19 protein-coding genes are annotated in these 25,386 nt (G+C 39.7%); 13 read left to right on the top strand and 6 right to left on the bottom strand.

Features of this window, described 5'->3' with window-relative positions; genetic code table 11:
• Nucleotides 1-226: 226 nt before the first annotated feature.
• The 12 genes from AC0UMU_RS09335 (at nt 227) to AC0UMU_RS09390 (ending at nt 16,691) form a co-directional block, all read left to right on the top strand.
• Nucleotides 227-1,855: a S8 family serine peptidase gene (locus AC0UMU_RS09335; protein WP_195596031.1), complete on the top strand. Its 1,629-nt coding sequence runs from the start codon at nt 227-229 to the stop codon at nt 1,853-1,855.
• Between the two features lies 1 nt (nt 1,856).
• Nucleotides 1,857-4,175, top strand: a complete 2,319-nt coding sequence (locus AC0UMU_RS09340) for a S9 family peptidase (protein WP_278716304.1) — start codon at nt 1,857-1,859, stop codon at nt 4,173-4,175.
• A gap of 20 nt (nt 4,176-4,195) precedes the next feature.
• Entirely contained in the window at nt 4,196-7,564 is a 3,369-nt protein-coding gene (locus AC0UMU_RS09345) for a SusC/RagA family TonB-linked outer membrane protein (RefSeq protein WP_473979921.1), read from the top strand.
• Nucleotides 7,565-7,578: 14 nt separating this feature from the next.
• Nucleotides 7,579-8,970: a RagB/SusD family nutrient uptake outer membrane protein gene (locus AC0UMU_RS09350; protein ID WP_473979922.1), complete on the top strand. Its 1,392-nt coding sequence runs from the start codon at nt 7,579-7,581 to the stop codon at nt 8,968-8,970.
• Nucleotides 8,971-8,980: 10 nt separating this feature from the next.
• Nucleotides 8,981-9,187 carry a hypothetical protein gene (locus AC0UMU_RS09355; protein WP_009318570.1) on the top strand — a complete coding sequence of 69 codons (207 nt, stop codon included), beginning with the start codon at nt 8,981-8,983 and terminating at the stop codon, nt 9,185-9,187.
• A gap of 94 nt (nt 9,188-9,281) precedes the next feature.
• Nucleotides 9,282-10,253, top strand: coding sequence for a DUF4843 domain-containing protein (locus AC0UMU_RS09360; protein WP_009318569.1), 972 nt, complete (start codon nt 9,282-9,284; stop codon nt 10,251-10,253).
• Nucleotides 10,254-10,495: 242 nt separating this feature from the next.
• Nucleotides 10,496-10,705: a heavy-metal-associated domain-containing protein gene (locus tag AC0UMU_RS09365; protein WP_473979923.1), complete on the top strand. Its 210-nt coding sequence runs from the start codon at nt 10,496-10,498 to the stop codon at nt 10,703-10,705.
• Nucleotides 10,706-10,913: 208 nt separating this feature from the next.
• Entirely contained in the window at nt 10,914-11,468 is a 555-nt protein-coding gene (locus AC0UMU_RS09370) for a helix-turn-helix domain-containing protein (protein ID WP_009318566.1), read from the top strand.
• Between the two features lie 21 nt (nt 11,469-11,489).
• The gene (locus AC0UMU_RS09375) at nt 11,490-13,145 is read left to right on the top strand and encodes an AMP-binding protein (protein WP_122303741.1); all 1,656 of its coding nucleotides are present in this window, start codon (nt 11,490-11,492) and stop codon (nt 13,143-13,145) included.
• A gap of 11 nt (nt 13,146-13,156) precedes the next feature.
• Complete coding sequence (locus AC0UMU_RS09380; protein ID WP_473979924.1) at nt 13,157-13,585, top strand: DUF695 domain-containing protein; 429 nt, start codon at nt 13,157-13,159, stop codon at nt 13,583-13,585.
• 15 nt (nt 13,586-13,600) lie between these two features.
• A complete protein-coding gene (gene proB / locus AC0UMU_RS09385) occupies nt 13,601-14,683 on the top strand; it encodes a glutamate 5-kinase (RefSeq protein ID WP_303008057.1) in 1,083 nt (360 codons plus the stop codon).
• Nucleotides 14,684-14,777: 94 nt separating this feature from the next.
• Nucleotides 14,778-16,691 (top strand): MGH1-like glycoside hydrolase domain-containing protein, encoded by a 1,914-nt coding sequence (locus AC0UMU_RS09390; protein ID WP_473979925.1) that lies wholly within the window; start codon nt 14,778-14,780, stop codon nt 16,689-16,691.
• Nucleotides 16,692-17,173: 482 nt separating this feature from the next.
• Here AC0UMU_RS09390 and AC0UMU_RS09395 read toward each other — a convergent pair whose 3' ends face one another.
• From AC0UMU_RS09395 to AC0UMU_RS09415, 5 genes are all read right to left on the bottom strand, one after another.
• Nucleotides 17,174-18,553 carry a glycoside hydrolase family 57 protein gene (locus tag AC0UMU_RS09395; RefSeq protein WP_009318561.1) on the bottom strand — a complete coding sequence of 460 codons (1,380 nt, stop codon included), beginning with the start codon at nt 18,551-18,553 and terminating at the stop codon, nt 17,174-17,176.
• A 45-nt stretch (nt 18,554-18,598) separates the two neighbouring features.
• Nucleotides 18,599-19,861, bottom strand: coding sequence for a glycosyltransferase family 4 protein (locus AC0UMU_RS09400; RefSeq protein ID WP_009318560.1), 1,263 nt, complete (start codon nt 19,859-19,861; stop codon nt 18,599-18,601).
• A 12-nt stretch (nt 19,862-19,873) separates the two neighbouring features.
• Nucleotides 19,874-21,820 carry a glycogen debranching enzyme N-terminal domain-containing protein gene (locus AC0UMU_RS09405; RefSeq protein ID WP_418728955.1) on the bottom strand — a complete coding sequence of 649 codons (1,947 nt, stop codon included), beginning with the start codon at nt 21,818-21,820 and terminating at the stop codon, nt 19,874-19,876.
• A 235-nt stretch (nt 21,821-22,055) separates the two neighbouring features.
• Complete coding sequence (locus AC0UMU_RS09410) at nt 22,056-23,042, bottom strand: 4Fe-4S binding protein (protein ID WP_278716324.1); 987 nt, start codon at nt 23,040-23,042, stop codon at nt 22,056-22,058.
• Nucleotides 23,043-23,045: 3 nt separating this feature from the next.
• Nucleotides 23,046-23,645 carry a MarC family protein gene (locus tag AC0UMU_RS09415; RefSeq protein ID WP_022601202.1) on the bottom strand — a complete coding sequence of 200 codons (600 nt, stop codon included), beginning with the start codon at nt 23,643-23,645 and terminating at the stop codon, nt 23,046-23,048.
• A 129-nt stretch (nt 23,646-23,774) separates the two neighbouring features.
• Between AC0UMU_RS09415 and AC0UMU_RS09420 the strand changes: the two genes are divergently transcribed.
• Nucleotides 23,775-24,473: a Crp/Fnr family transcriptional regulator gene (locus AC0UMU_RS09420; RefSeq protein ID WP_022601203.1), complete on the top strand. Its 699-nt coding sequence runs from the start codon at nt 23,775-23,777 to the stop codon at nt 24,471-24,473.
• Nucleotides 24,474-24,629: 156 nt separating this feature from the next.
• Here AC0UMU_RS09420 and AC0UMU_RS09425 read toward each other — a convergent pair whose 3' ends face one another.
• On the bottom strand, nt 24,630-25,310 hold the full coding sequence (locus AC0UMU_RS09425; protein ID WP_009318555.1) for a zinc metallopeptidase: 681 nt from the start codon (nt 25,308-25,310) through the stop codon (nt 24,630-24,632).
• Nucleotides 25,311-25,386 lie beyond the last annotated feature (76 nt).

The raw sequence follows: 25,386 nt of genomic DNA on the forward strand, positions 1-25,386 counted from the left end.
ATCTTTTATTTTGACACAAAAATTCGAAATCGTCTAAGAAAACGATCGTTTTTTCAATCAATATCTACTAAAACGGTAATTGTTTTTTTATTGAAGAGGATAAAATTATTAGATGTTTATAACTAATGTTTTACGTTAGCATAAAACAAGGGAAAATTAATTGAATTAAAATCGTCCGAAAAAACGATCGTTTTTTCGGACACAGTCAACCTAAACAGTAATTGAAATGAAAAGGAAATGGTTTATACTTCCTTATGTATTGGTGTTTTGCGTAATCAATATTTTTGCACAATCTAAAAAGCCCGAAGATAAATTTATGCCCGAATGGCATCTGCTATTCAATGACTCAATTATCGGAACAAATGTTTCTTCTGCACTCGCATGGCTACAATCACAAAAATTAAAACCGAAAAAAAATATTATCGTCGGAGTAATCGATTCCGGGACTGATACCACCCACCTTTATATACAAAAGGCTCTATGGCACAATAAAAAAGAGAAACATAACGGTAAAGACAACGATAAAAACGGATATAAAGGAGATGTTCTCGGCTGGAATTTTTTAGGTACTCCCGATGGTTCTTTCAATATGAAAAGTGCCGGTACAGAAGAATTCAGGGAGTTCAAAAGATTATATCCTAAATACAAAAACTATCCGACCGACTCGGCAACAATAGCAAACGCGTCTCCCGAATTTATTTATTATCTGAAAATGAAAGCAGGAGCTCGTATCGAATCCTATTTCAAATTCACCCAATATCTGCAACAACAGGCAAATGCCTACGAAGAGCTCACTAAACGGGCAAAATCGGCATATCCCGGTAAAGACTCTCTGAGAGTCATAGACATTATGAATATAGATGCAAACGATTCTCTATTCAATATATCTGTACAACTGATCGCCATAGACCTTATGAACGGCAGCAAAGATCGACTATGGCAAACTTTGGTCGACCAGCATAATGCAAAATTGAATCAGGCACAAACCCGTATCAAAAGCATAGAAGCAGACAAAGATAAACGACTGCTTATGGGCGATGACATACATAACGCATCCGACCGCTTTTACGGGAACCCCGACGTTATGTGTGATGATTACTTCCACGGCACATTCGTTGCCGGAATAATCGCAGCCCAACCAAACCCTGAAAATAAAATGATCGGTATTTACCCGACTGCAAAAATCATGACGATCCGGGCAGTTCCCGAAGGTGATGAATACGATAAAGATATTGCATCTGCAATACGTTATGCTGTCGATAACGGAGCTAAAATCATCAATATGAGTTTCGGCAAACAGACTTCTCCCGATGCCGATATGGTAGAAGATGCTATTCATTATGCTGCTAACCATGACGTTTTATTAGTTATGGCATCCGGAAATAACGGTACAGACTGCGATAAAAAAATCTACTATCCGCAAGGACTCGACAAAACGGGGAAAAGAATAGATAACTTGATCCGTGTCGGAGCTTCGGACATAAACGGCAACCCCGGATCAATATCCAATTATGGAAAAAACAGTGTAGATATCTTCGCTCCGGGAATGGATATTACATCTTTAGGTGAAAACAACGGATATACTACCTCAAGCGGGACAAGTATAGCAGCTCCCGTAGTAGCAGGTATTGCAGCCATCATCCGAGACTATTTTCCGAAACTGTCAGCCGATCAAGTAAAAGAGATCCTGATAAAGAGTGTAACACCCATGAACTATAAACGGGTAAAAATCCCCGGATTGAATAAAAAAGGAAATGTCGCCACATACGATTCGTTATGTGTCTCCGGAGGAATTGTCAATGCTTTAAATGCCGTAAAAATGGCTCAACAATTGTCTTCAAAAAAGAACAAATAAGATGAAAAAATTATATTTAAAACTGTTTTCTTTCCTGTTTTTAGCAGGTATATTTCCTTTTCACAGTCTATGTCAAGACTATGTAAATTGGAATGTTGCCGAGAAATATACGGCAGATTCTCTGTCGGGACATTATCGCTCCTCTCTTTCAGCAACATGGATTCCTGACACTCACCACTTTTATTATGCCATAGAGAAAAAAGGCATGCGGAGATTCTACCTGGTCGATGCAACAAAAGGAAAAAAGAAATTGCTTTTTGATAACAAACGTTTAGCTGAAGATATTTCCCGGCTGACACAAACGAAATATACGCCTGAAGAATTAAAAATATACCGGTTAGATTTTTATAATAAAGATCTTAGTAAATTCTATATTCGCAAAAATAATAAGAACTTCGAATATGACGTAAACACAGGTAAAATCAAAATCGTTTCCACTGTTCCGGAAGTCAAGAAAAAAAGCACGGGAAGTGGTTTTCCCGCTATTCTCGGGGAAAAATCATGGGAAAAATATTCGAAAGACAATAAATTCTACATATACGGAAGAGATCATAATTTATATCTCTCACATAAAGATACGTTAGAAGATATACAATTGACGACCGATGGCGAACCGTATTTCTCCTATACTTCGAATAGCAGTGAGAAACGAGATACGGCATGTTGCTATACGCTGGCCCGTTGGATAGATGACACACATATTATTTTCGTTTTCAGAGAGGATAAACGGGCAATCAAGACAATGACTTTGGTCAACAGTCTTGCAAATCCCCGCCCGACCACAGACACTTATAAAATGCCGATGCCCGGAGATTCGGGAGTCAGCCAGTATGACATAGCTCTTTTCAATGCAGATACTCAAGAAAAAATTCCGGTTTCCATAGCTAAATATCCCGATCAGAAAGTTGATATAAGCTATTCTTCAACTCCGGGATATGTATTTTTTACCCGGAGAAGTCGTCCTGCCGATTATATCGACTTGTGCAGGCTCGATATTCATACAGGAAAAGTAGAGGAACTGATCTCGGAACATTGCGCCCCACATATGAATATCCAACTTTTCAAATATCACCTCATCAATGACGGAAAAGAAATCATCTGGTGGTCTGAAAGAAACGGGAAAGGGCAATACTTCTTGTATGATAACAACGGAAATCTGAAAAACGCCATTACCCCTCCCGACATGGTTGCCGGGACGATTATGAAACTCGATACGCTGAACCGTACGATCATTGTCGAAGGATATGGCCGGGAAAAAGGGATCAACCCGCATTACCGATTTTTCTATAAAGTCAATTTGGACGGAAAAGGCTTTACGTTACTGACCCCTGGAAACGGAACACACAGCATAGATCTTTCTCCCGATGGGAAATACTTAATAGACAACTATTCGCGCATGGATATGCCGACAGCCAGTCACCTGATAAAAATCGCCTCGCCTAAAAAGAACACGGTACTGGAGGAAAGCGATGACTCGGAACTAAGGGAGTTGGGATGGAAACCACCCGTGTTATTCCAAATAAAAGCGGCAGACGATTCGACCGATCTTTACGGAATCATGTATCTTCCGTTCAACTTAGATACGACCCGTCTTTATCCGATTATAACAAATGTATATCCGGGTCCGCAAGACGACCAGATTCCAAGAGCATTTACGGTCGATGATAATTATAATCAATCTTTAGCTCAACTGGGTTTTGTCGTTATCAACGTAGGATCAAGAGGAAGTTCTCAAATACGAGGACGGGATTTCCATTGTTTCGGATATGGAAATTTAAGAGATTATCCGTTGGCAGATGATAAACATGCGATCGAGACACTTGCCCGCCGTTATCGATTTATCGATCTCGACCGAGTAGGAATTTACGGACATTCAGGAGGAGGATTCCAAACCGTAGCTGCCATGCTCACTTATCCGGACTTTTACAAAGTAGGTATAGCCGCATCCGGAAACCACGATAACAATTTATACATACAGTGGTGGGGTGAAACTTATCACGGAATAAAATCTCATACCGACAGCATAACGGGGAAAACCTTCTTTACCTGCAAAATTCCGACAAATAACGAACTGGCAAAAAATCTGAAAGGCCGGTTAATGCTGATCACCGGAGACATCGATAAAAATGTACATCCGTCGACGACTTTCAGACTGGCCGACGCCTTAATGAAAGCGGATAAACGGTTCGACATGATGGTTATGCCCGGAATGGATCATGGAGTAGGGAATACTTATTATTACAATTTGATCCGCTACTACTTTGTCGAGCATTTATTAAACCCGAAAAAAGAACACATAGATATCATTCATCACAAGTAATTAAAACAAGAAAGTTTTGTATGAAACTCAAGCAAGTAATACTGAAAAGCGTGTATTTATATCCGACAATATTGGCGGTCTTCATGCTGATGATTTCCGGAATAAATGCTTTTGCACAGGACAAGTCCGGCAAAATCAAAATTACCGGAACGGTCTATGATGAAACAAAACAACCGTTAGCGGGGGCTTCTGTACGAGAAGAAAGAACAAGTAACGGAACAATTACCGACCAAGACGGGAATTTTACGATTTATGTAAAAAAAGGAAGTACTATCCGTATCTCTTTCTTAGGGCTCGAATCGAAAGTAATGACGGCAAATATCGCAGGAAAGTTCGATATTATGCTGAAAGACAACACTAAAGAACTGGGTCAAGTAGTTGTGACGGGATACGGGAAAACGACTAAAGACCGGGTCACAGGTTCTGTCGGCATAGTAACCGCCAAAGACTTGAAAGGATCTCCTACCGCCAATATAGACCAGCTTCTTCAAGGGAAACTGGCTGGCGTCAGCGTACAAGCCGTTTCAGGTCGTCCGGGAGAATCTTCCACGATCCGCATACGCGGAACAAGGTCATTGACAAAAGAAAGCGCCGATCCGCTCTGGGTTATAGACGGAGTTCCCTTGCAACGTAATATCCCTAAAATCAACAATAGTCGGTTATCAACAGGAGATTTCAATGACATCTTCACCAGCGGAATCGCAGGAATAGATCCGAATGAAATCGAGTCAATCAGTGTCTTAAAAGATGCTTCGGCCGCCGCAATTTACGGTTCTCAGGCTGCTGCCGGAGTCATTGTCGTAACGACCAAACGCGGGAAAGCAGGAAAAATGCAGATCAATTACTCAGCCAATATGACGTTTGTTACCAAACCTCCCCGCAGCGCAAACCTGATGAACTCTCAAGAAAAATTAGCATGGGAGCAGGAACTTTGGGATGAATTTTCGGCTGCAGGATACCAACAATACATAAGCGGAGATGAAACCGCCCATTATCCGGTAATCGGAATCGTCGGTATGATACGTTCGGGAAAAGGCGATTTCAAAGGTTGGTCGAAATCCGAACAGGACGCCTATATCTCCCGATTAGGCCAACATACGACTAATTGGTTCGACGAGATATTCCGCACCTCCATTTCGAACAGTCACCATCTCTCGTTCTCCGGCGGATCGGATAAAAGTACATACTACGTATCTGCCGGATATAATCGCAATAACGGTTTGGTAAAGAAAAGTAATTACGATCGTTACAATGTGAGTGCAAAAGTCGATATGAAGCCCAATAAACGGGTTACATTAGGGGTAACTACCGACATTGCCTATCAGATTTCCAGGGGAGCGTCCTTGAACGTCGATCCGTTCAAATACGCCTATTTTGCCAACCCATACGAAATGCCGTATAACAGCGACGGTTCTTATGCCAAAGACCAAACATACTTTACATTAGCAAAATACAATGGCTCCATAAGTTCTCAGATTCCGTCGAATGGCTACAATATTCTGCGAGAGATAGAAAATACTTCGACCGAAGCGAAAAACGTAAATGTGAATGTAAATGTGAATTTAGGTATCTCAATCTTGAAAAATTTGAAATTCGAAGGATTGGGTTCTTACAGCTATACCAGCAATATCTCCGAAAATATCAACGGACAAGACACATACGCCGCATGGACAGACCGTCCGTTCGAAGGAAGCAGTATCTCCTCTACCCGCACTTACGGTTCTATTGCGCAATCCACAGCATTCAACCAGAGTTACAGTCTGCGGGGACAATTTCACTTTTCACAGACATTTGCCAATATACATAACATAAGTCTGCTTGCCGGATCAGAGATCAGACGGCAATATGCCAAAAACATCTACTCCAAAAGATATGGGTACGATACGGTAACCGAAAACTCTTCTACCCCGGTATATCCGAGCGACCAAAAGGTGGATTATAATAAACTTGTTGAATTTGCCGCCCTTATGGATGGTTATTCGGGACAAAGCACCGATGAGGATGCAATGGCGTCATTTTACGCGTCATTAGACTATGTATTGATGAACAAATATGTACTCAGCTATACGATGCGTACCGATGGGTCGAACCGTTTCGGAAGCAAAGAACAGTTCAACCCGACCGGTTCTTTAGGTCTAAGTTGGAATATGGGAGAAGAAAATTTTATGTACCGTCTAAAACCTGTTCTCAGTTCTCTGCAACTCAGAGTATCGGGAGGATATACCGGAAAAGTCAACGCTGCAGCAACGCCCTATATCATAATGACGTATGACAAAAATTTCCGAAAAACCGACGAAACCTATTACCGCATGGGATATATTAAAAATCCCCCCAATCCGAAACTCCGCTGGGAGCGTACGTTCGATATCAGCGGATCGGTAAATGCCGGATTTTTCGATGAACGCATGCAAATAGAAATCGGCGGATACAGAAGTTTAAGTAAAGATGTTATCAGCTCGGTTTATGTTCCATATTCTACCGGGTTCAATTCTCAATCATATAATACTTCCAAAATTCTGAATAAAGGAGTCGAAGTAACCGTATCGGGACAAATCGTCAAAACAAAAGATTTTAAATTGAACGTTTCAATCAACGCCGCATACAATGCCAATAAATTAGTAGAGTACAATTCTCCGTACAGTTCCTACAGTAGCGAACAGGAAGGGTATCCGATCAGCTCCCTCTTCTCAGGTATATGCAACGGCATCGATCCGAAGTTGGGAATATATACCTACAAACTGCGATCCGATACCGACCGTAAAGAGAACAACTACCGAAAAGATTCGGATAATTACCGTTTCTATATCGGAACTTCCAATGCACCTATAAATGGAGGATATTCAATCAATTTCTCTTACAAACAGTTCTCATTGGGAGTAAGCGGAAACTACTCTATCGGCAATAAGATAAATAGCGAGATCTCTTCTCCTGCATACTACAGCGTAGTAGCAGGATCTGTACAAAACAATCCTCAAACATCCCGTAGTGATCTTTACGTAAACCATCTGAATGTTTCGAAAGATGTGGTAAACCGATGGACCGAATCCAACCCGATTACTAACGGATACCCGCGTCTCGTCGATGCATACGGTACGAAGATATCTATCGATGGAAAATTTCTCGAAGACTATACGACAACCCTGTCCTATATCACTAACGGAGCTTTTATCGAGAATATTTCCTATTTCAAGATCAGCAATATCTACCTCAATTACAGTTTCCCTGACGCGCAATGGATGCGGAAAGCTCGTATCACGTCATTCGGACTCACCGCATCGGTCAGCAACGTATGTATATTCAGTAACTACTCGGGAATAGACCCCGAAACACCGGGTGCCGTATATCCCCAAGCAAGGAATTTCACATTAGGACTTAATATCGGATTCTGATAAATTATGACATTATGAAACGACTATTTATAACATGCCTTCTATTCCTAAGCCTCTCTTCTTGTAAGGAATTTCTCGATATTAAACCTCATGAAGAGACTATACCTCAAAGTGCAGAAGAGTTTTCGGCTCTCTTACATACCCATCTCAATGAACTGGACTACGGAGAAGAGTCGGCAATTATTCTGAACAGTAGCCAGATCGCAGCAAACGAATCGGCCTGTGACAACTTGGAAGTCGCGCTCACTCAAACAGGAGGATCTTTATTAAAAAATTACATTGCCGATATCGCTATAACGGAAAGGACTTATTACTCTTATTATGAAATCATACGAGATTGCAATATCATACTCGGAGAGATAAAAGATTCCGAATCGGACATAGCAAAGAACGTATTGGGAACCGCATACGCCATGCGGGGAATTTGTTACTACGAACTGATGCGACTTTATTGCGATGTATATGATCCTCTACAAAAATCGCAATTAGGGCTGCAACTGGTCACGACATTCGACATGGAAGATCGTCCCATCCGTAGCTCTTTAGAAGAGACGATGATACTCATAGAAGAGGACTTGAAAAAAGCGTTGTCCTATAACGTCCAAGAACCGATATGGCGATTCACCACCGATGTCGTAAAAGGATATCTCGCCCGTTTCTATTTCTGGACCCGACAATGGGACAATGCCATTTATTACGCAGGAGAAGTGATAAAAAGTCATCCCTTGGTAGATAGGGAAGGATACAAGGCAATGATGGAAAACGGTTATTCTCTGAAAGGAAACATGCTGATAAAGTCGGAACTGATCTCCTCCTCTAATAGTGAACAGGAAGGAGCAGGCACTTATGAGCCCCTTAATTACAGACCTGTCAGCAAACGGTTTATCGACACATTCAGCGATACGGAAAAAGCCAACGACATACGTTATGAAATGAATTTTTCGAAAAAACGTATCGCTACAAAATTTATTTTCTCAGGCATGCGTAGTGCCGAAATGCTCCTGATTCGGGCAGAAAGTTACTATCACAAAGACAGAGAAGATCTTGCATTGGCGGATATCAATACCTTGAGAGGAAACCGTATATTGAATTATGAACCGCTGACATTATCTACTCTACCTGAACCGACATCCGGAACTGATTATATTACTCAGGATGTAACCGGAGCACCGCTCACCAGACTGATGGCATTGATACTGACCGAACGTCGTAAAGAGTTGTTTCTCGAAAACGACCGTTTTTATGAACTGAAACGAAACGGACGCCCTGAGTTTTGGGTTGCTGTAAACGGACAAAAATATACCAACCAGAAGTTCATGTATAACTTTCCTATCCCGATACGCGACACTAAACTTATTCCCGGTCTGCAACAAAATGGAGGTTATGAAGATTATATAATTAACTAAAAACGAAGTTATGAAACTATTAAATAAACTAATATTCGGAACAACTCTTTTTTTCGTATCAGCTGTTTTTTCAGCATGCGACTCTTACGAGGATGAAGCTCCTCGGGTAGATAACAATAACTCCTATTTTTATTTCCCAAGTACAGAGTTGACCTCATCGGAAAGAGCAGAATACGAAGCAATAAAAAAGGAATATCAAGACAATATCGGAAATTGAGAATATACAAATCTCACTCCAAATAAAATCTTAAACAAATTATAAAAAACGATTTTTCCACTAATCAATTTATAAATCTAAAAAACAGAACAAAATGAAAAAAACAGTGTATGCAATGGCTGCCATTCTGCTTTCTTTAGGATTTGCAGCCTGTTCGGAAGACGATGATGAAAAAGATGTTTTCGATGATGTAACGACAGAATTAACAGACGATGTTATTTACTCGTTCTCATACGACAATGCAACGATGTTCGAAACGGCAACAGTCGAAATTTCTCTTTTGAAAAAAGAAAACTCCACTCAATCTTTTACGGCACCGAAAGATATTACATTCCCGATCGTCGTAGATGAAACATCTACTGCCGTAGAGGGTACGCATTTCGAATTCGATGGAGAAAAAGCACTCACCGTAGCGAAAGGAGCATCAAAAGGTACACTCAAACTGAAACTGTTACAAAAAGAAGAAGGTAAAGATGTCATCGTCCTGAAAATACAGAAACCCCAAAACGATACCGACCGGTTTTTCTTAGGAAATAACGAATCGGTTACAATTAAAATCGCCGGAGAAACAATCGAAGTAATCAAAGGTACATGGAGTAACTGCACATGGGATAATAAAGCATATTATGAAATGATGTACGATATAACCAACTTCCCTCAAGTAGCTACAGAAGACCAAATCACGATTACCGACCAAGGCGTTGAAGTAAATTTGAAAAGCGATCTGAAAAACTACTTTGTCGGTAACAGCAGTCTGCAATATGTAGGAGAGAAAGTTTTCCGTTTTTTAGATGACATAACAATTTCAAGAAATGTCGCTGTATTTATTTTGGATAATATCAACGCCAACTTTTCAGCAACAAGTTCGACAATTAAGGACTCTCGAGTAGGATTTACCGTAGTCAAAGACGAAAACAACGAAGAGGTTCTCGAAATGTTTATTTACTCTTATGAGCCGACGGAATTCCTCGTTGAAGATTATGAGGGTATGAAAGATTTTGCAACAGAAGATGAACCGGCTATGTATTATTATCCGTTGCGTTACCACTTCAAACGGGTACAATAACTATATATACAATTTACAAAAATAGGAAATGCTTTCATCGGCATTTCCTATTTTTTGTATAAACGTTTTTGTTACTTTTGCTGTTGTAACTCTAAAAGCCTATTTGAATTTTACTCAGATCAGGTTTGAGAGTTTCTTTCGAGGAAAAACAGAAAAAAAGACCGGAAGAAAACACAAAGATGACCTGATAATATTTTTTGATTGGAAAATTCAGACAGGCTCTAAAACCTAATTTCAAAAAAATGGAAACAAAGAAATTTAAAACAAACGCCAAATGCAGAGGATGTGTTGCCCAAATAGCAGAATCACTCGATAAAATACTACCTCGCGAACAATGGGATATAGATCTGAACAGTGCAGATAAAATACTGTCCGTAACATCCGATCAATCGGATGCCGTCATCATAAAAGCGGTTAGCGATGCCGGATTTAAAGCCGAAAAAATCGATTAGACCCTATAAAGAAATAACGGAACTATGGGAAACAAACTTGATAATATCGTGTAATGTTCGTTCTTTAACAGAATGAACAACAGATACGATAGCGTACCTACACCTCCCCTTTATATTACAAAATAAAAGCGATTCCGTTATTTCAATATCATTTTATTGCTATTACCGTCCTTTTCTTTAACTTTGCACAAGTTAAACAACTATAATTATGGACGAACAGATAAAGCAAATTGCGATCCGGTTAAAAGGACTGCGCGATGTACTCGACCTGACTACTCAAGACGTGGCTCAGGCTTGTGGCATTTCTGAAGAAAAATACATAGCATTAGAATCGGGAGAACAAGATATTCCCGTAAGTATATTACATCAAATCAGCCTGCATTACGGTATAGACTTATCTGCACTGATGTTCGGTGACGAACCGCGCATGAATGCATACTTTTTAACCCGCAAAGGAAAAGGAGCTGCCGTCGAGAGAACGAAAGCTTATAAATACCAATCTCTGGCAGCCGGATTTATGAACCGGAAAGCCGACCCGTTTATCGTTACCGTAGAACCGGGAAACGAATCAGCCCCCGTACATTTGAACAGCCATCCGGGACAAGAATTCAACCTTGTGATCGAAGGACACATGATGCTGCAAATCGGAGACAAGCAATTGTTCCTTAATGAAGGCGACAGCATTTACTTCGACGCTAACCGTCCTCACGGCATGAAAGCCCTTGATGGTAAACGAGTTCAATTCCTTGCTATAATTATCTAATTAAAGTCCTATTTTTATAATATGTTAGAAAGATTTCTAAAACAAACCTCTTTTTCGTCACAAGAGGATTTTATGCAGAATTTTAAAGTTCTCGTACCTGAGAACTTTAATTTCGGATATGACGTCGTTGACGAATGGGCTCGGATCGCTCCAGAAAAAAAAGCCCTTTGCTGGACAAATGATAAAGGAGAACATATCGATTTTACTTTTGCCGATATAAAAAGAGAAAGTGACAAAACCGCCTCCTATTTCCAATCATTGGGTATAGGACACGGAGACATGGTTATGCTCATTCTGAAGCGAAGATTTGAATTCTGGTTTTCTATCATAGCACTCCACAAATTAGGAGCAGTATGTATTCCGGCGACACACCTCCTTACCGAAAAAGATATTATATATCGCTGTAATGCAGCCGATATAAAAATGATCGTAGCAGTAGGAGAAGATATTGTCACAGGTCATGTAGACCGTTCTTTGGCCGCATCTCCGTCTTTACAGCACTGCGTATCGGTAGGTCCTGTGATTCCGAAAGGCTGGGACGATTTCCATGCCGGTATCGAGGCGGCAGCACCATTCTCTCGCCCGGCATTCGTCAACACAAACGAAGACACCTCTCTCCTTTATTTTACGTCCGGAACTACAGGTAACCCTAAAATGGTAGCACATGATTTCACCTATCCTCTGGGACATATCATTACCGGAAGCTTTTGGCACAATCTGAACGAAAAAAGTCTGCACCTGACCCTGGCCGACACGGGTTGGGGGAAAGCCGTATGGGGGAAATTATACGGGCAATGGATCGCCGGAGCAAATGTATTTGTTTACGATTTCGACAAATTCACGCCTGCAGATGTATTGGGTATGATAGAAAAATACCATATTACTTCATTCTGCGCCCCTCCTACCGTATTCAGATTCTTAATACGAGAAGATCTGAGCAAATTCAATATTTCGTCCCTAAAATATTGTACGATTGCGGGAGAGGCACTGAACCCTAAAGTCTATGAGGAATTTTATCGCATTACCGGCATTAAATTGATGGAAGGTTTCGGACAGACGGAAACGACCCTGACTGTCGCAACATATCCGTGGGTAGAACCTAAACCCGGTTCTATGGGAATACGCAATCCCCAATATGACATCGATTTGCTGACGAACGACGGACGATGGGCAGAAGAGGGAGAACAGGGACAAATCGTAATCCGTACCGATAAAGGGAAACCGCTGGGACTCTTCAAAGAGTATTATCGTGACCCCGAAAAAACAAAAGAAGCTTATCATGACAACATCTACTATACCGGAGATGTTGCTTGGAGAGATGAGGACGGATACTATTGGTTCGTAGGACGTGCCGACGATGTAATTAAATCATCGGGCTATCGTATCGGTCCGTTCGAAGTAGAAAGCGCTTTAATGACTCATCCGGCAGTCGTAGAATGTGCAATCACGGGAGTTCCCGATGAAATACGCGGACAAGTAGTCAAGGCAACCATCGTTTTGGCAAAAGATTACAAAGAACGTGCCGGAGAAGCGCTCATCAAAGAAATACAAGATCACGTAAAACATGTTACAGCTCCTTACAAATATCCGCGAATCGTAGAATTTGTAGAGGAATTACCGAAAACGATCAGTGGAAAAATCCGACGGGTAGAGATACGGGATAAAGACCATAAATAAAATATACATATATGTTAAGCAACGATTGGTTTGCCGGAGAATCGGAATCGGATAAAGGAAGGATCATCACCCGGGGACGTATGTTTGCCGAAAACGGCAACACCTCCGGGTTATTCCGTACCCGGGTAGAAATACAATGGAAATACAAAGGGGAAACAGACGGTATGCCGTCTGCCGATGAAACCGAAGTGATAGACCGGATCATGAATTTGCTTACAGAAGCACTCGAAAGATCGAAGATCGCAATTCTAACGGCTATTCATATCGGCGGCAAGCAAGCTTTATATGTTTATTATACACAAGAATTACAAGCCCTTTCGGGAAAAGTAAACGAGCTATTAGGAAAACTTCCGTCCTTACCTATACAAATAGGTGCAACCGGAGACCCTGATTGGACAGACTATAAACAAATGCTTAAGAAATTCGGAATCAATCATTAAATAACTATTCTTTTTATGTTTCAATATAAACGAATAGCGGTAAAAATAGGTAGTAATGTACTGACACGGAAAGACGGTACTCTCGATATTACCCGAATGTCGGCTTTGGTAGATCAAATAGCCGAGCTGCATAAAGCCGGAATGGAAATCGTTCTTATCTCATCCGGAGCTGTCGCCTCGGGACGCAGCGAACTGAAACAACATCGAAAATTGGATGCGGTTTCGGCCCGACAATTATTTTCGGCCGTAGGTCAGGCTAAACTGATAAACCGTTATTTCGAACTTTTCCGCGAGCATGGAATTGCTTGCGGCCAAGTGTTGACGATGAAAGAGAATTTTGCGACCCGACAACACTATCTCAATCAAAGACACTGTATGGAAGTCATGATCGAAAACGGAGTTATTCCTATCGTGAACGAAAATGATACGATCTCGGTAACCGAACTGATGTTTACGGATAATGACGAACTTTCCGGTCTGATCGCATCGATGATGAATATGGAAGCCTTGATTATACTCAGTAACATCGATGGCATCTACAACGGTAATCCCGAAAATCCTCAAAGCCGGGTCATTACGGAAATCACAGGCAACAGACAGAATTTGTCCGAATATATACAGACAAAAAAATCTTTTTTCGGAAGAGGGGGAATGCTGACGAAATGCAATATAGCAAGAAAAGTCGCGGACGAAGGAATTATGGTTATTATCGCTAACGGCAAAAAAGAGAATATCCTTCCTGACGTATTGCGAAAAAACAGCAATACGGTATGTACCCGGTTCTTACCGGCAGAGAAGCCTGCATCCAGCATAAAAAAATGGATCGCTCACTCCGAAGGCTTTGCAAAGGGAGAAATACACATCAACGCATGCGCACAAGAGACATTGATGTCCCATCAGGCCGCAAGTCTATTGCCGATAGGCGTAACCCGGATCGAAGGAGATTTCGAAAAAGATGATATCGTACGAATTTTTGATCATGAAGGGAATCAAATAGGAGTAGGACGTATCGGATATAACAGCGAAAAAGCTCGTTCTCTCATCGGGAAACAGGGCGCTCGTCCCCTTATTCATTATGATTATTTATATTTAGATTAATCTTCAAACGGTATATTCATGAAATAACTTCAAAAACCTATCTATATTTTGCTTTAAAATAATATCACTATTTATCACTCATAACTACACACACATGAAAAAATTTTTGAAGTATTATCTGCTAATATCGGCAGTATGTTTTTGGCACATAGACAGCCATGCCGAAACGAAGGATTTAAGTCCTCAACAATACTATGAACAAATGCAACGGAAACTGGCTACAGGCTGGAATACTTGGGATACCCGCAGTGCCCTTACGCATGTGCTGCTCCCTTACGGTGCAGCTATCGACCTACACGTAATCGACGGGAAAGGGATACGAAAAAATTCCTTTACCATAGGAAGCGGCCTGTTACATGCCGGACCACATACTTATGACGGAAAATATACCGATATAAGTCTTCGATGGAACGATCAAAAATTACGGATCGAGAGTTCTGCCGATTCTTTAGAGAACATTATTCGAATTACTCCTTTAGAAGGAAATAATCCGGAAGGGAAAATCATCGTGGTCTTAAAAGGCGTGTGGCAACGCGATGTAAAAATACAAGTTAACGGTCAACAATTTCAATTCCGCCCCGGCAACCTAAAACAAGAAATCAAAGGTCAAGCGTACGGAAAATGGATAAAAAGCGAACGGAACGAGATCACATTCTCTACACAAGAACCGGTTACCATTTGTTGCGGCTCAGATATAGAACCGGTAAAAGCCCAAAACAAATTACGTGAATCCGCCAATCGTTTCGTAAATAACAACAAGAAACAGTACGGAGACGATTATGAGGTATATAACGCCATGCAGAATGTCCTTTCCTGGGACAATATATACGACCCGACCATCCGCAAAGTTATTACCCCTGTCAGCCGGGACTGGAATATAAACTGGAGTTCTAACCCCAACTACGGAGGATTCGTACTTTTCTGTTGGGACTCTTATTTTGCCGCTATGATGTTTTCGGCTGGGAATCGGGAACTTGCTTACGCCAATGCAGTCGAAATAACCAAATCGATTACGGAATCGGGCTTCGTTCCTAATTTCTATTCAGGAAATGATTATAAGTCGAGAGACCGCTCCCAACCCCCTGTAGGATCATTAGCTGTATGGAGTCTATATAAGAAATACGGAGACAAATGGCTGTTAGAATTACTTTATCCCGATCTTATCAGATGGAACCGATGGTGGGATAAGAACCGAAATATCGACGGATTATTATGTTGGGGATCTTCGCCCTATCCTCGGGTAACCTATCGCAATCATGAATACGGCAGCGTCAACAACCATTACGGAGGTTGTTTGGAATCGGGACTGGATAACTCCCACATGTTCGACAATGTACCGTTCGATACCGAACGACACATGCTTCTACAAAACGATGTCGGGCTATCGAGCCTTTATATTATGGATTGCAAATTATTGGCACTTATCGCTCAAGAGTTAGGATATAAAAAAGATGTAAAAGAACTCAGAAAACGAGCAAAACAATACAGCATCGAATTACAAAAATTGTGGGATGAAGAAGAAGGTCTTTACTACAATCGAAGAACCGATACAAGAAAAAAGAATCCACGTATATCTCCGACCAACTTTTATCCTATGTTGGCAAATATTCCCAGCCAAACTCAAGCTGAACGTATGGTAAAAGAACATTTGATGAATCCCCAGGAATTCTGGGGAGAATGGGTTATTCCCGCTACTCCCCGCAACGATCCGGCTTTCAAAGACAATGATTACTGGAGAGGCCGCATCTGGGCTCCTCTCAATTTTCTCGTATATATGGGATTACAAAATTACGACTTACCTGAAGTACGCAAAGCTGTCGCTCAAAAATCGAAAGCGTTGTTATTGAAGGAATGGCTTAAAGACGGATCGGTGTATGAAAATTACGACTCGGTTTTAGGGGAAGGTCCGCATAGACGCAGCGACCGTTTCTACCATTGGGGAGCACTGCTGAGCTATATAGCATTAATCGAAGACGGATATATCACCCCAATAAAAATAAATGATTAGAGAAACCGGTTATCACAAATACGAAAATAGAGCAGGCAAAGACAACTTTTTCCCTGCTTTATTTTTTATCTGCAATATTTTTCACATATTTATACCTTACAAGAAAAAATACTATTTATTATAAATATACTAAAGTACACCTCATATATATTCAAAAACAATTTGTATCTATCTAAAGCAGCTTTATTACCATAACAGATCCTATCCTTTGAAAAATGGTTCAATGGTACAGTATATATATGATTTCTACGGTCGATGTATATGCAATTCTTATTGCATCTTTCAATAAAAAAATATTCCGGTAAAATTTTTTCTTAATAAAACGGGGATCACAAACAGAAAAAATGGAAAGAAGACTTTTATATTTTAAATCTTTATCTGAGGCCATTAAAAGTATTATAAAAACCACACCCTGATTGGTTATCAATCAGGGTGTGGTTTTTATAATAAACATTCACACAAAAGCGAATTATTCAAAGAACTTATTTCTCCTTTACTACCGTCTTTTTCGTTGTAGATTTAGTTTTATTTTCTCCGGCTACAGCTTTTTCTGCTTTCACCCGAGCAATCTTTTCCGCCTTTGCAGACTTTAATTCTTTACGCAGTAACTCTATCTCGGACGCCTGATTACGAATAGTAGTAATCAAAGAGTTCAATTCTTCATTTTCAATCGAATCAGGATATTGAGCTTTTACCCGCACGATAAAATCGCTCAAGACATTCATATAGTTGGTAAACGCTTCATAAGGCGAATCATAAGGGCTATAATGACTATGTACCGCACCATCGGAAAAATGCTTAGTACACATATAATAAAAATGGTCGCTCGCCTGCAAATAATTCCAATCTTGTTTTAACCGACGGTCATTACACAGCCGCACCCGTTCAGCCATAGAATACAACTTTTCGAAAGCTTCGTTCTGAAGCAAATTCCCTAACCAAGCGCTGGTATCCCGTTCCTCATCAGCCCAAGATATGGGATAAGTAACAGATAAAGAATCTACAGGTTTCAACTTAGAAATAATCTCAGTAGGAGTAGAAAATGAGATACCTTTCTCTTCGGCAAAACGGGGAAGAGCCTTCATAAACTCAAAAATACCGGTTTCCCGGGGTTGCAGTTCTCCTAATGTTTCATAATTCATAAACAGATTTATAATCTGTTCTGTTTCAGGAAGAGCTGTAATCCAGTTTATAAACTTATCGGCAGTCAACGGATATTCATTCCACTCATAGTTCGAAAATCGAAAAGAAATATCATCGCTCAATTTAGAATTTTTAAGAAGCAGCTTCAGTTTCGGGGCAGCAGCCGAACTGTACAAATAATTCGGGCTTTTCCATCCTAAAATATGCTTAGCTCCCTCCGTAATACACCCTTTAAATCCCATAGATGCAACCATCCCGGCTATTTCATCGGAATAGATCAACTCGGTATTGCGAAATACTTTAGGCCGTTGACCGAACAACATTTCGATTTTATCATCGTGCATTTTGACCTGATCGACAAATTCTTCCGGATCTTTAAGGGAAGCCAAAGAGTGTGCATACGTTTCGGAAAGGAACTCTACGCATCCTGTCTTTGCCAAGTCCCTCATACTATCTATAAATTCCGGTACATAAATCTCGAACTGTTCCAATGCAACTCCCGAAATCGAAAACGCAACTTTAAATTTCCCGTTCGAGTTCTTGATCATCTCCAGTAAAGTATAGTTTGCAGGAATATAAGAACGGTGAGCTATACGGCTCATTATTTCTTCATTATTAAAATCGTCGTAGTAATAATGATCGTTGCCTATATCAAAGAAACGATAACGTTTCAGACGGAACGGCTGATGAATTTGAAAATAAAAACAGATGGTTTTCATATCATGTTATTTTTTATTTCTGATTAATTAAAATATAAAGCTTGTCTATCGGTGAATTACTTTATTATAAATATCAATTACTTTTTGACCGGCATATACCCATTTGATCTCATCGACCTCTTTTTTCCCCTCAATCTTTAATTGCTGGTACATTGCAGGATAGGTAATTATCGAGTAAATGGCATCTGCCATCGCATCAATATCCCAATAATCGGTCTTTATTGCATTCGTCAAAATTTCTGCACATCCCGACTGCTTCGAGATAATAGAGGGAACTCCCACCTGCATGGCTTCAAGAGGAGATATTCCGAACGGTTCAGAGACAGAAGGCATTACATAAACATCGCTCGCTTTCAACATTTCATAAACCTGCTTTCCTTTAAGGAAACCTGTAAAATGAAAATGATCCGAAATATTGCGTTGAGCGGCGAGGCGTATCATCTTATTCATCATATCCCCGCTTCCCGCCATAACGAAACGTACATTATTATTTTTCCGCAATACCTGAGCCGCAGCCTCTACAAAATATTCAGGACCTTTCTGCATCGTAATGCGCCCTAAGAACGTTACGACTTTTTCTTTTGTATTGCGAGGTATATTAATAGCCTTGATTTCCTCACTCAACGGCTCGACGGCATTATGAACGGTTGTTACCTTGGCCGGATCGATATTATATTTTTCAATAACCGTCTTACGTGTCAAATTACTTACGGTGATAATATGATCTGCCTGATTCATACCATCCTTTTCTATGGCATAGACCGTAGGATTTACATTTCCCCGACTACGATCGAAATCTGTCGCATGTACATGTATCACCAACGGCTTTCCGGTCACTTGTTTAGCATGAATCCCTGCCGGATAAGTAAGCCAGTCATGAGAATGAATCACATCACAAGGATAGGTTCTGGCAATCACTCCGGCAACAATAGAATAATTATTGATTTCTTCCAACAGGTTATCAGGATATCGACCCGAAAATTCTATACATCCCAAATCATTAAGATGCATATAATTGAAATCTGCATAAATATGATCCCTCAGATTAAAATATTCTTGAGGATCCATATATCGTCCTAACCGATCTCGTACTTGTTCCCAAGAAACATCACGCCAAGCAATCGGCGTATTACATGCTCCTATAATATGGGCAAAACTTTTATCTTCATCTCCCCACGGCTTGGGTATAACAAACGTGATATCCATATTTCCGCATTCAGACATACCTTTTGTAAGTCCATAGCTGGCAGTTCCCAAGCCTCCGAGAATATGCGGTGGAAATTCCCACCCGAACATGAGTGCTTTCATACAACTTCGGTTTTAAAAATGGTTGTATTTCTTTAATAAACTCAATACTCTCAATATCTCTCCTACATTCGCCGCAAAACTGATAGCCCCACGTCCCATGTAAGGAGGATTTCCGTCAAATAACTCGGAAATCGTTCCGATACAATTATTAGACATCTCCTCTTCATAACCGATCAACATCCGTTCCAAAAATGAAACTCCGCTCAACCCGAATATCTTGAGATACGCCTCTGCATAAGCTCCCATCAACCATGGTCGGGCCGGACCTTGATAATAAGCATTCTCCCGTTCTGCTTCATTCCCCAAATAAGTAGGAGAATATCCATGACTTTTAGGGCTTAATGTACGAATACCTTTCGGAGTCAACAGTTCTCGGGTAACTACATCCAACGCTTTTTTCCGTTCTTTTTTATCTAATGGAGAGTAATCGAGCGAAAGAGCGAACAGCATGTTGGGACGAACACTCCAATCTGCAAAATTTCCATCGACATAATCGAACAAATACCCATAATCATTTAAAAACATATCTTTAAATGACAAAGCGAGCTTATCACCCAAAGCATTCAACCGATCCACAATAACCCTCTGTTCCGGCTTATCCGCAATCAATGAGGCTGAAAAACGTAGTATATTATACCACAATGCATTAAATTCGACCAAATAACCGCTACGCGGTATAATAGGTTTTCCATAGGCTACCGCATCCATCCATGAAATAGGAACGTCATGTCCATTACTGTATAATAATCCGTTTTCATGCAAAAAAAGATTCGGATGCTTGCTTTTGATTATATAATCGACAATTTCGGTAATTAAAGTTCCGTATTTTGCCGTACAATGTTCAAGAGATGTTTCCTTGGCATATTGTTGCAATGACCATACTGCCCATAAAAGAATATCGGGATAGTCTATTCCTTGAATTACTTCACTCCGAACACCTTTCTCCATAAAGGCTTTTAACGCCCGCATCGCAGTATGCATGATAGAGTCGAATGTTTCTACATCCCCTACAGCCAATGTACATCCGGGAAGAGCGATAAACAGATCTCTAGCCCGAACACCAAACCAAGGATAACCCGCCAACAGATAATTATCTTTTTGTTTTTTCAGATAAAATTGTTGTGCAGAATTTTTCAGGCAATTAAAGAAACTGTTACGATAAGTCCGTAACTTCATTTCCTTATTATACATCATGCTCAAAGATCGAGGTTTTATCTCTCCTACTCCAGCGGAAAATATAATACTTTCGCCTTTCTTTATAGGTAATTCGAAATATCCGGGAACATACAGATCTTCTTTATAGTCATATCCTCGTTCCTGATCTTTAACATATTCAATGCCCTTATTCCAATATGGATCACTGACGAAACTAACCTCTTTATTGAACTGTAAATACAATGCCGGATACCCTTCATAAAGACAAAAGCTAACACCATTCAAAGCCTGTTCATAATGACGGTTGATCCTGTCATTTTCAATACAAAGAGCATTCGCATTTCTAAAAGCAAGAAAAGGACGGAACTGTAACGTCGTTTCAGAATGGGCATCTAACAATGTGTATTTAATCAAAATCCGGTTTTCATGCGAAATAAAAACTTTTTCCTTACTTAAAATTACACCCCCCACCCGATATACAGTTTTGGGAACTGATTCACAATCGAACTCACGGATATATTTATGTCCGTTAGGGCTGAAACAATCTCCCTGATATTTATGTAAACCTAAATTAAAAGGAGCACCGTGTTGTATCACGGTTTCATCGAATGATGATAAAAGAACATGAGAGTCATTATCCATCTCCGGAATAGGAATTACCAATAATCCGTGTTGTTTTCGAGTGTTACAATCAACAATCGTCGTACAATGATAAGCTCCCGATTTGTTTGTACGTAACATCTCTTTAGGAAGAGACTGTTCCAAGTTAATCATCAAACTTTTGTCAAACTTCAGATAACTCATATTTATTGTTAATTAAAAAAATCGGTTAACGGTCAAATCTTGTGCTTTAATACTTGATATTAGTTTTCACGAATATAAAAATTGTTATCAGAAAAGCCAAACATTTAATCAATTTATTTAGTAAAAAGACGTCTTTCTCAATAAAAATTTTCAACTTAAAAAAGAAAAAGAAATTTTCGTTGTCATTTTCTTTTTTTATTTTTATCTTTAAACAAATTTGTATTTTAAATGTGATCTATACCCGGGCTATAGCTAAAAAGCAAGATTGCAAAGTAATCACTATCATCAGCCATATTCTTTGAGAATGATCTGCATTCATATTCAGAAAAGCATACTGTAAAGCTCCATGATTGCACGCAGAAATACAATCTCCACAGTAAGAACAATTTATTCCCGGTTTGCCGGTTTTTATTTGCGCTTTCGATAATGCCCCATAACGACACCTACAGATACAAGCCCCACACAAAGTGCAAGCTTCTTTATTTATCTTGAAACGAAAAGGAGAAATATATTTTCCTAAAGATACCAAAGCACCGACCGGACAATAGCCAGAACAGTGCACCATCATATGTCTTTTATAGGAGAGGATCATAACAAAAAAACCTGTAATACCGAATAAAACAACTATTCCGGATATCGCCACATACGATAATCCACTCCATTTGGCAACCAAAGCCACAATAACAGTCAATACCAATATAGTATATCGTGCCGGCAGAAGAAATTTATAAGGTTTTGGGGGTAATGATAAATGTCCTGCAGCCATATTATCTAATGCACCGAAATAACAAAGATGACTGCACCATGCCGGTCCTGACAACAAGATAGTAAGAATAAGTAAAAGAGGCATAAACCCAAATTCCCAACGATAAACAGCCCCTCCGATTATCATCATCGGGATAGGAAAATGCAACTCTCCGGACAAAAGAAATATAGAGTCGCACATAATCCCCAACAAAAGTTGCCCGAAAAAAGAAAAAGAGAATATCAGCCAACTATATCTTCTCCAACGAGCTCTCAAACGAATATCCTGCATTTTCCAGCATAACAAAAAAGCATAAGCCGCAGCCAATACTACTTGTAGCCAACATCCGCCCCTAAAAAACCTTTCACCTAAAAATAGACCTGGAACTTTTACTGCGACAACCGATAACAAGAATAAAGTCGATAACGCAGGAACAAATGCCGTAAATAACCGTATATGGGAAAAAGATACGGTCATGAGTTATAAAAGAGTGGATAATAGTTTGGTGAGATTGTCGATAAACATTCTTACAGAAATAGCCAATAGAATAATCCCAAAGAATTTTCGAAGTACATAAACACCTCCCTTACCCAACAACTTCTCGATAATATTGACTCGCTTTATTACAATATAAATTATTAAAATATTAAGGACCAATGCTATTATTATATCAAGCAAGCTATACAACGCCCGCAAAGAAAGCAATGTCGTAAAAGAACCTGCCCCGGCAATCAACGGAAAAACAATCGGAACTATTGTCGCAGAACCAGCAGGCCCGTCCATCTTAAAAATCTCCACGCCAAAAATCATCTCTATAGCCATTACGAAAATCACTAACGAACCGGCAATGGCAAAGGAAGATATATCTACATGAAAAAGTTGTAACATCATGTTTCCCATAAAAAGAAAAACAATAAAAGAAAATAAAGAATAAAATGCAGCCTTGCCTGCATTAATTTCATTCCCTTTTTCTTTTAAATCGATAATAATAGGAACCAGCCCCGTTATATCAATCACAGCAAATAAAACGACAAAGGCACTGATTACCTCCTGAATGTCAAAATGCAATAGATTATCCATAGGTTTAAGTTTTTACAGGAGCAAAGTTAACAAAAAAAAAATAAATCAATAGTTTCTAAACAATTGTATCGATTTTATGTTTACAAATTGAAGGTTAGATTTTTATTTATACTTTTGAATAAACAAAATATGGATTCGATGGACAGCATGTATGACGTTTTGCTGCAACTTCCGTTATTTCAGGGAGTCAGCAGAGCAAAAATTTCAGAGCTTATCGAGAAAACAAAATTTCATTTTCTCAAATATAAATCGGGAGAACAAATCGTATCAAAGGGAGAAGAGTGTACACACTTGAAATTCCTGATATCCGGATGCGTACGTTCAGAAATGGTCAACAAAAGCGGAAAGATTCGTGTTTCGGAAGTCCTTTGCGCTCCGAACGTATTGTCGCCCAATCACCTATTCGGCAGGAATACAAATTATCCATCCGATCTCTATGCTGTAGAAGAGACAGGAATCATGCAAATCGATAAGCAAACATTTATCCGCATCATGCAGGATGAATCGATTATCCTTATAAACCTGTTGAACATCATATCGAGGCGTTCCCAGAAAAGTGTCGAAACATTTCTCGCACTTTCTTCCGGAAATGTAAAAGAACGCTTGGCATTTTGGGTACTCTGCTTTACACAGCGCAAGTCGATAGACGTAAGGGTAATATGCAAACAAAAAGATTTGTACACATTTTTCGGAGTACAACGTTCTGTTTTTATGAATGCACTAAACGAATTGAAAGAAGACGGCATCATCGATTACTCGACTCGTGAGATTACTATCCTCGACCGGGAAAAACTTAAAGCCATTCTTACCACAGATGATGACGATTAAATAAAAAACTTACAAAACATAAAGAAGCCGGAATTAGTTCTTTCTACTCCGGCTTCTTTATGTTTATTTACTGTCTAAAAAATAAAAAAGGTATTGCCCGTTCTTCAAGAAGCAATACCTTTTATCTATTCAAAGAAAATATATAAAAAGCTAAAGTCAGTCGTCACTTCGTGATCCTAAAAACAAAAGAATATAATATACCAATGTAGCCAATGAACTAAGAGCCGCCACTACATATGTATATGCTGCCCATTTAAGAGCATCTTTGGCTTTATCATGTGTACTTACATTTGTTATCCCTGCTCTGTCAAGCCAAGCTAAAGCTCTTGCACTCGCATTTATTTCTACCGGAAGCGTCACAAAACTGAACAATGTAGTCAATGCGAACAAGATAATCCCGAAAAGCATAAGCTGCGGAAAACTCTGCAACAATATAATACCCGCCAACAGCACCCATTGTACCCAATGCGACGCAAAACTCACAATAGGAACTAATTTGGATCTCATATTCAAAAACGCATAAGCAGTAGCATGTTGCACGGCATGTCCGCACTCATGAGCCGCTACTGCAGCAGCAGCAACACTATTACCATGATAAACCTCATGGCTTAAATTTACCGTATGATTCTCCGGATTATAGTGATCTGTCAATTTCCCGTCAACAGAAGTAACGGTAACATTATAAATACCGTTATCATGCAACATCTTTTCGGCTATATCTTTTCCTGTCAGACCATTTGGAATAGGTACTTTAGAATAGTTTTCGAATTTGTTTTGCAATGTCTTTTGCACTCCGAAACTAATCAAAGCAAAGACAATGAAAATAACATAAATCATAAATTTCTCTTTTATTGTTTGAGACAAATATACTACAAAAAGAGGATTTCAAATGTTAAACAAAACGGGAGGTATA

It is taken from the genome of Coprobacter fastidiosus (genome assembly GCF_982245605.1).

Excerpts from the sequence above, each read along its gene's own strand:
- AC0UMU_RS09335 (WP_195596031.1), top strand. The coding sequence starts at position 227 with ATGAAAAGGAAATGGTTTATACTTCCTTATGTATTGGTGTTTTGCGTA.
- AC0UMU_RS09340 (WP_278716304.1), top strand. The coding sequence starts at position 1,857 with ATGAAAAAATTATATTTAAAACTGTTTTCTTTCCTGTTTTTAGCAGGT.
- AC0UMU_RS09345 (WP_473979921.1), top strand. The coding sequence starts at position 4,196 with ATGAAACTCAAGCAAGTAATACTGAAAAGCGTGTATTTATATCCGACA.
- AC0UMU_RS09350 (WP_473979922.1), top strand. The coding sequence starts at position 7,579 with ATGAAACGACTATTTATAACATGCCTTCTATTCCTAAGCCTCTCTTCT.
- AC0UMU_RS09355 (WP_009318570.1), top strand. The coding sequence starts at position 8,981 with ATGAAACTATTAAATAAACTAATATTCGGAACAACTCTTTTTTTCGTA.
- AC0UMU_RS09360 (WP_009318569.1), top strand. The coding sequence starts at position 9,282 with ATGAAAAAAACAGTGTATGCAATGGCTGCCATTCTGCTTTCTTTAGGA.
- AC0UMU_RS09365 (WP_473979923.1), top strand. The coding sequence starts at position 10,496 with ATGGAAACAAAGAAATTTAAAACAAACGCCAAATGCAGAGGATGTGTT.
- AC0UMU_RS09370 (WP_009318566.1), top strand. The coding sequence starts at position 10,914 with ATGGACGAACAGATAAAGCAAATTGCGATCCGGTTAAAAGGACTGCGC.
- AC0UMU_RS09375 (WP_122303741.1), top strand. The coding sequence starts at position 11,490 with ATGTTAGAAAGATTTCTAAAACAAACCTCTTTTTCGTCACAAGAGGAT.
- AC0UMU_RS09380 (WP_473979924.1), top strand. The coding sequence starts at position 13,157 with ATGTTAAGCAACGATTGGTTTGCCGGAGAATCGGAATCGGATAAAGGA.
- proB (WP_303008057.1), top strand. The coding sequence starts at position 13,601 with ATGTTTCAATATAAACGAATAGCGGTAAAAATAGGTAGTAATGTACTG.
- AC0UMU_RS09390 (WP_473979925.1), top strand. The coding sequence starts at position 14,778 with ATGAAAAAATTTTTGAAGTATTATCTGCTAATATCGGCAGTATGTTTT.
- AC0UMU_RS09395 (WP_009318561.1), bottom strand. The coding sequence starts at position 18,553 with ATGAAAACCATCTGTTTTTATTTTCAAATTCATCAGCCGTTCCGTCTG.
- AC0UMU_RS09400 (WP_009318560.1), bottom strand. The coding sequence starts at position 19,861 with ATGAAAGCACTCATGTTCGGGTGGGAATTTCCACCGCATATTCTCGGA.
- AC0UMU_RS09405 (WP_418728955.1), bottom strand. The coding sequence starts at position 21,820 with ATGAGTTATCTGAAGTTTGACAAAAGTTTGATGATTAACTTGGAACAG.
- AC0UMU_RS09410 (WP_278716324.1), bottom strand. The coding sequence starts at position 23,042 with ATGACCGTATCTTTTTCCCATATACGGTTATTTACGGCATTTGTTCCT.
- AC0UMU_RS09415 (WP_022601202.1), bottom strand. The coding sequence starts at position 23,645 with ATGGATAATCTATTGCATTTTGACATTCAGGAGGTAATCAGTGCCTTT.
- AC0UMU_RS09420 (WP_022601203.1), top strand. The coding sequence starts at position 23,775 with ATGGATTCGATGGACAGCATGTATGACGTTTTGCTGCAACTTCCGTTA.
- AC0UMU_RS09425 (WP_009318555.1), bottom strand. The coding sequence starts at position 25,310 with ATGATTTATGTTATTTTCATTGTCTTTGCTTTGATTAGTTTCGGAGTG.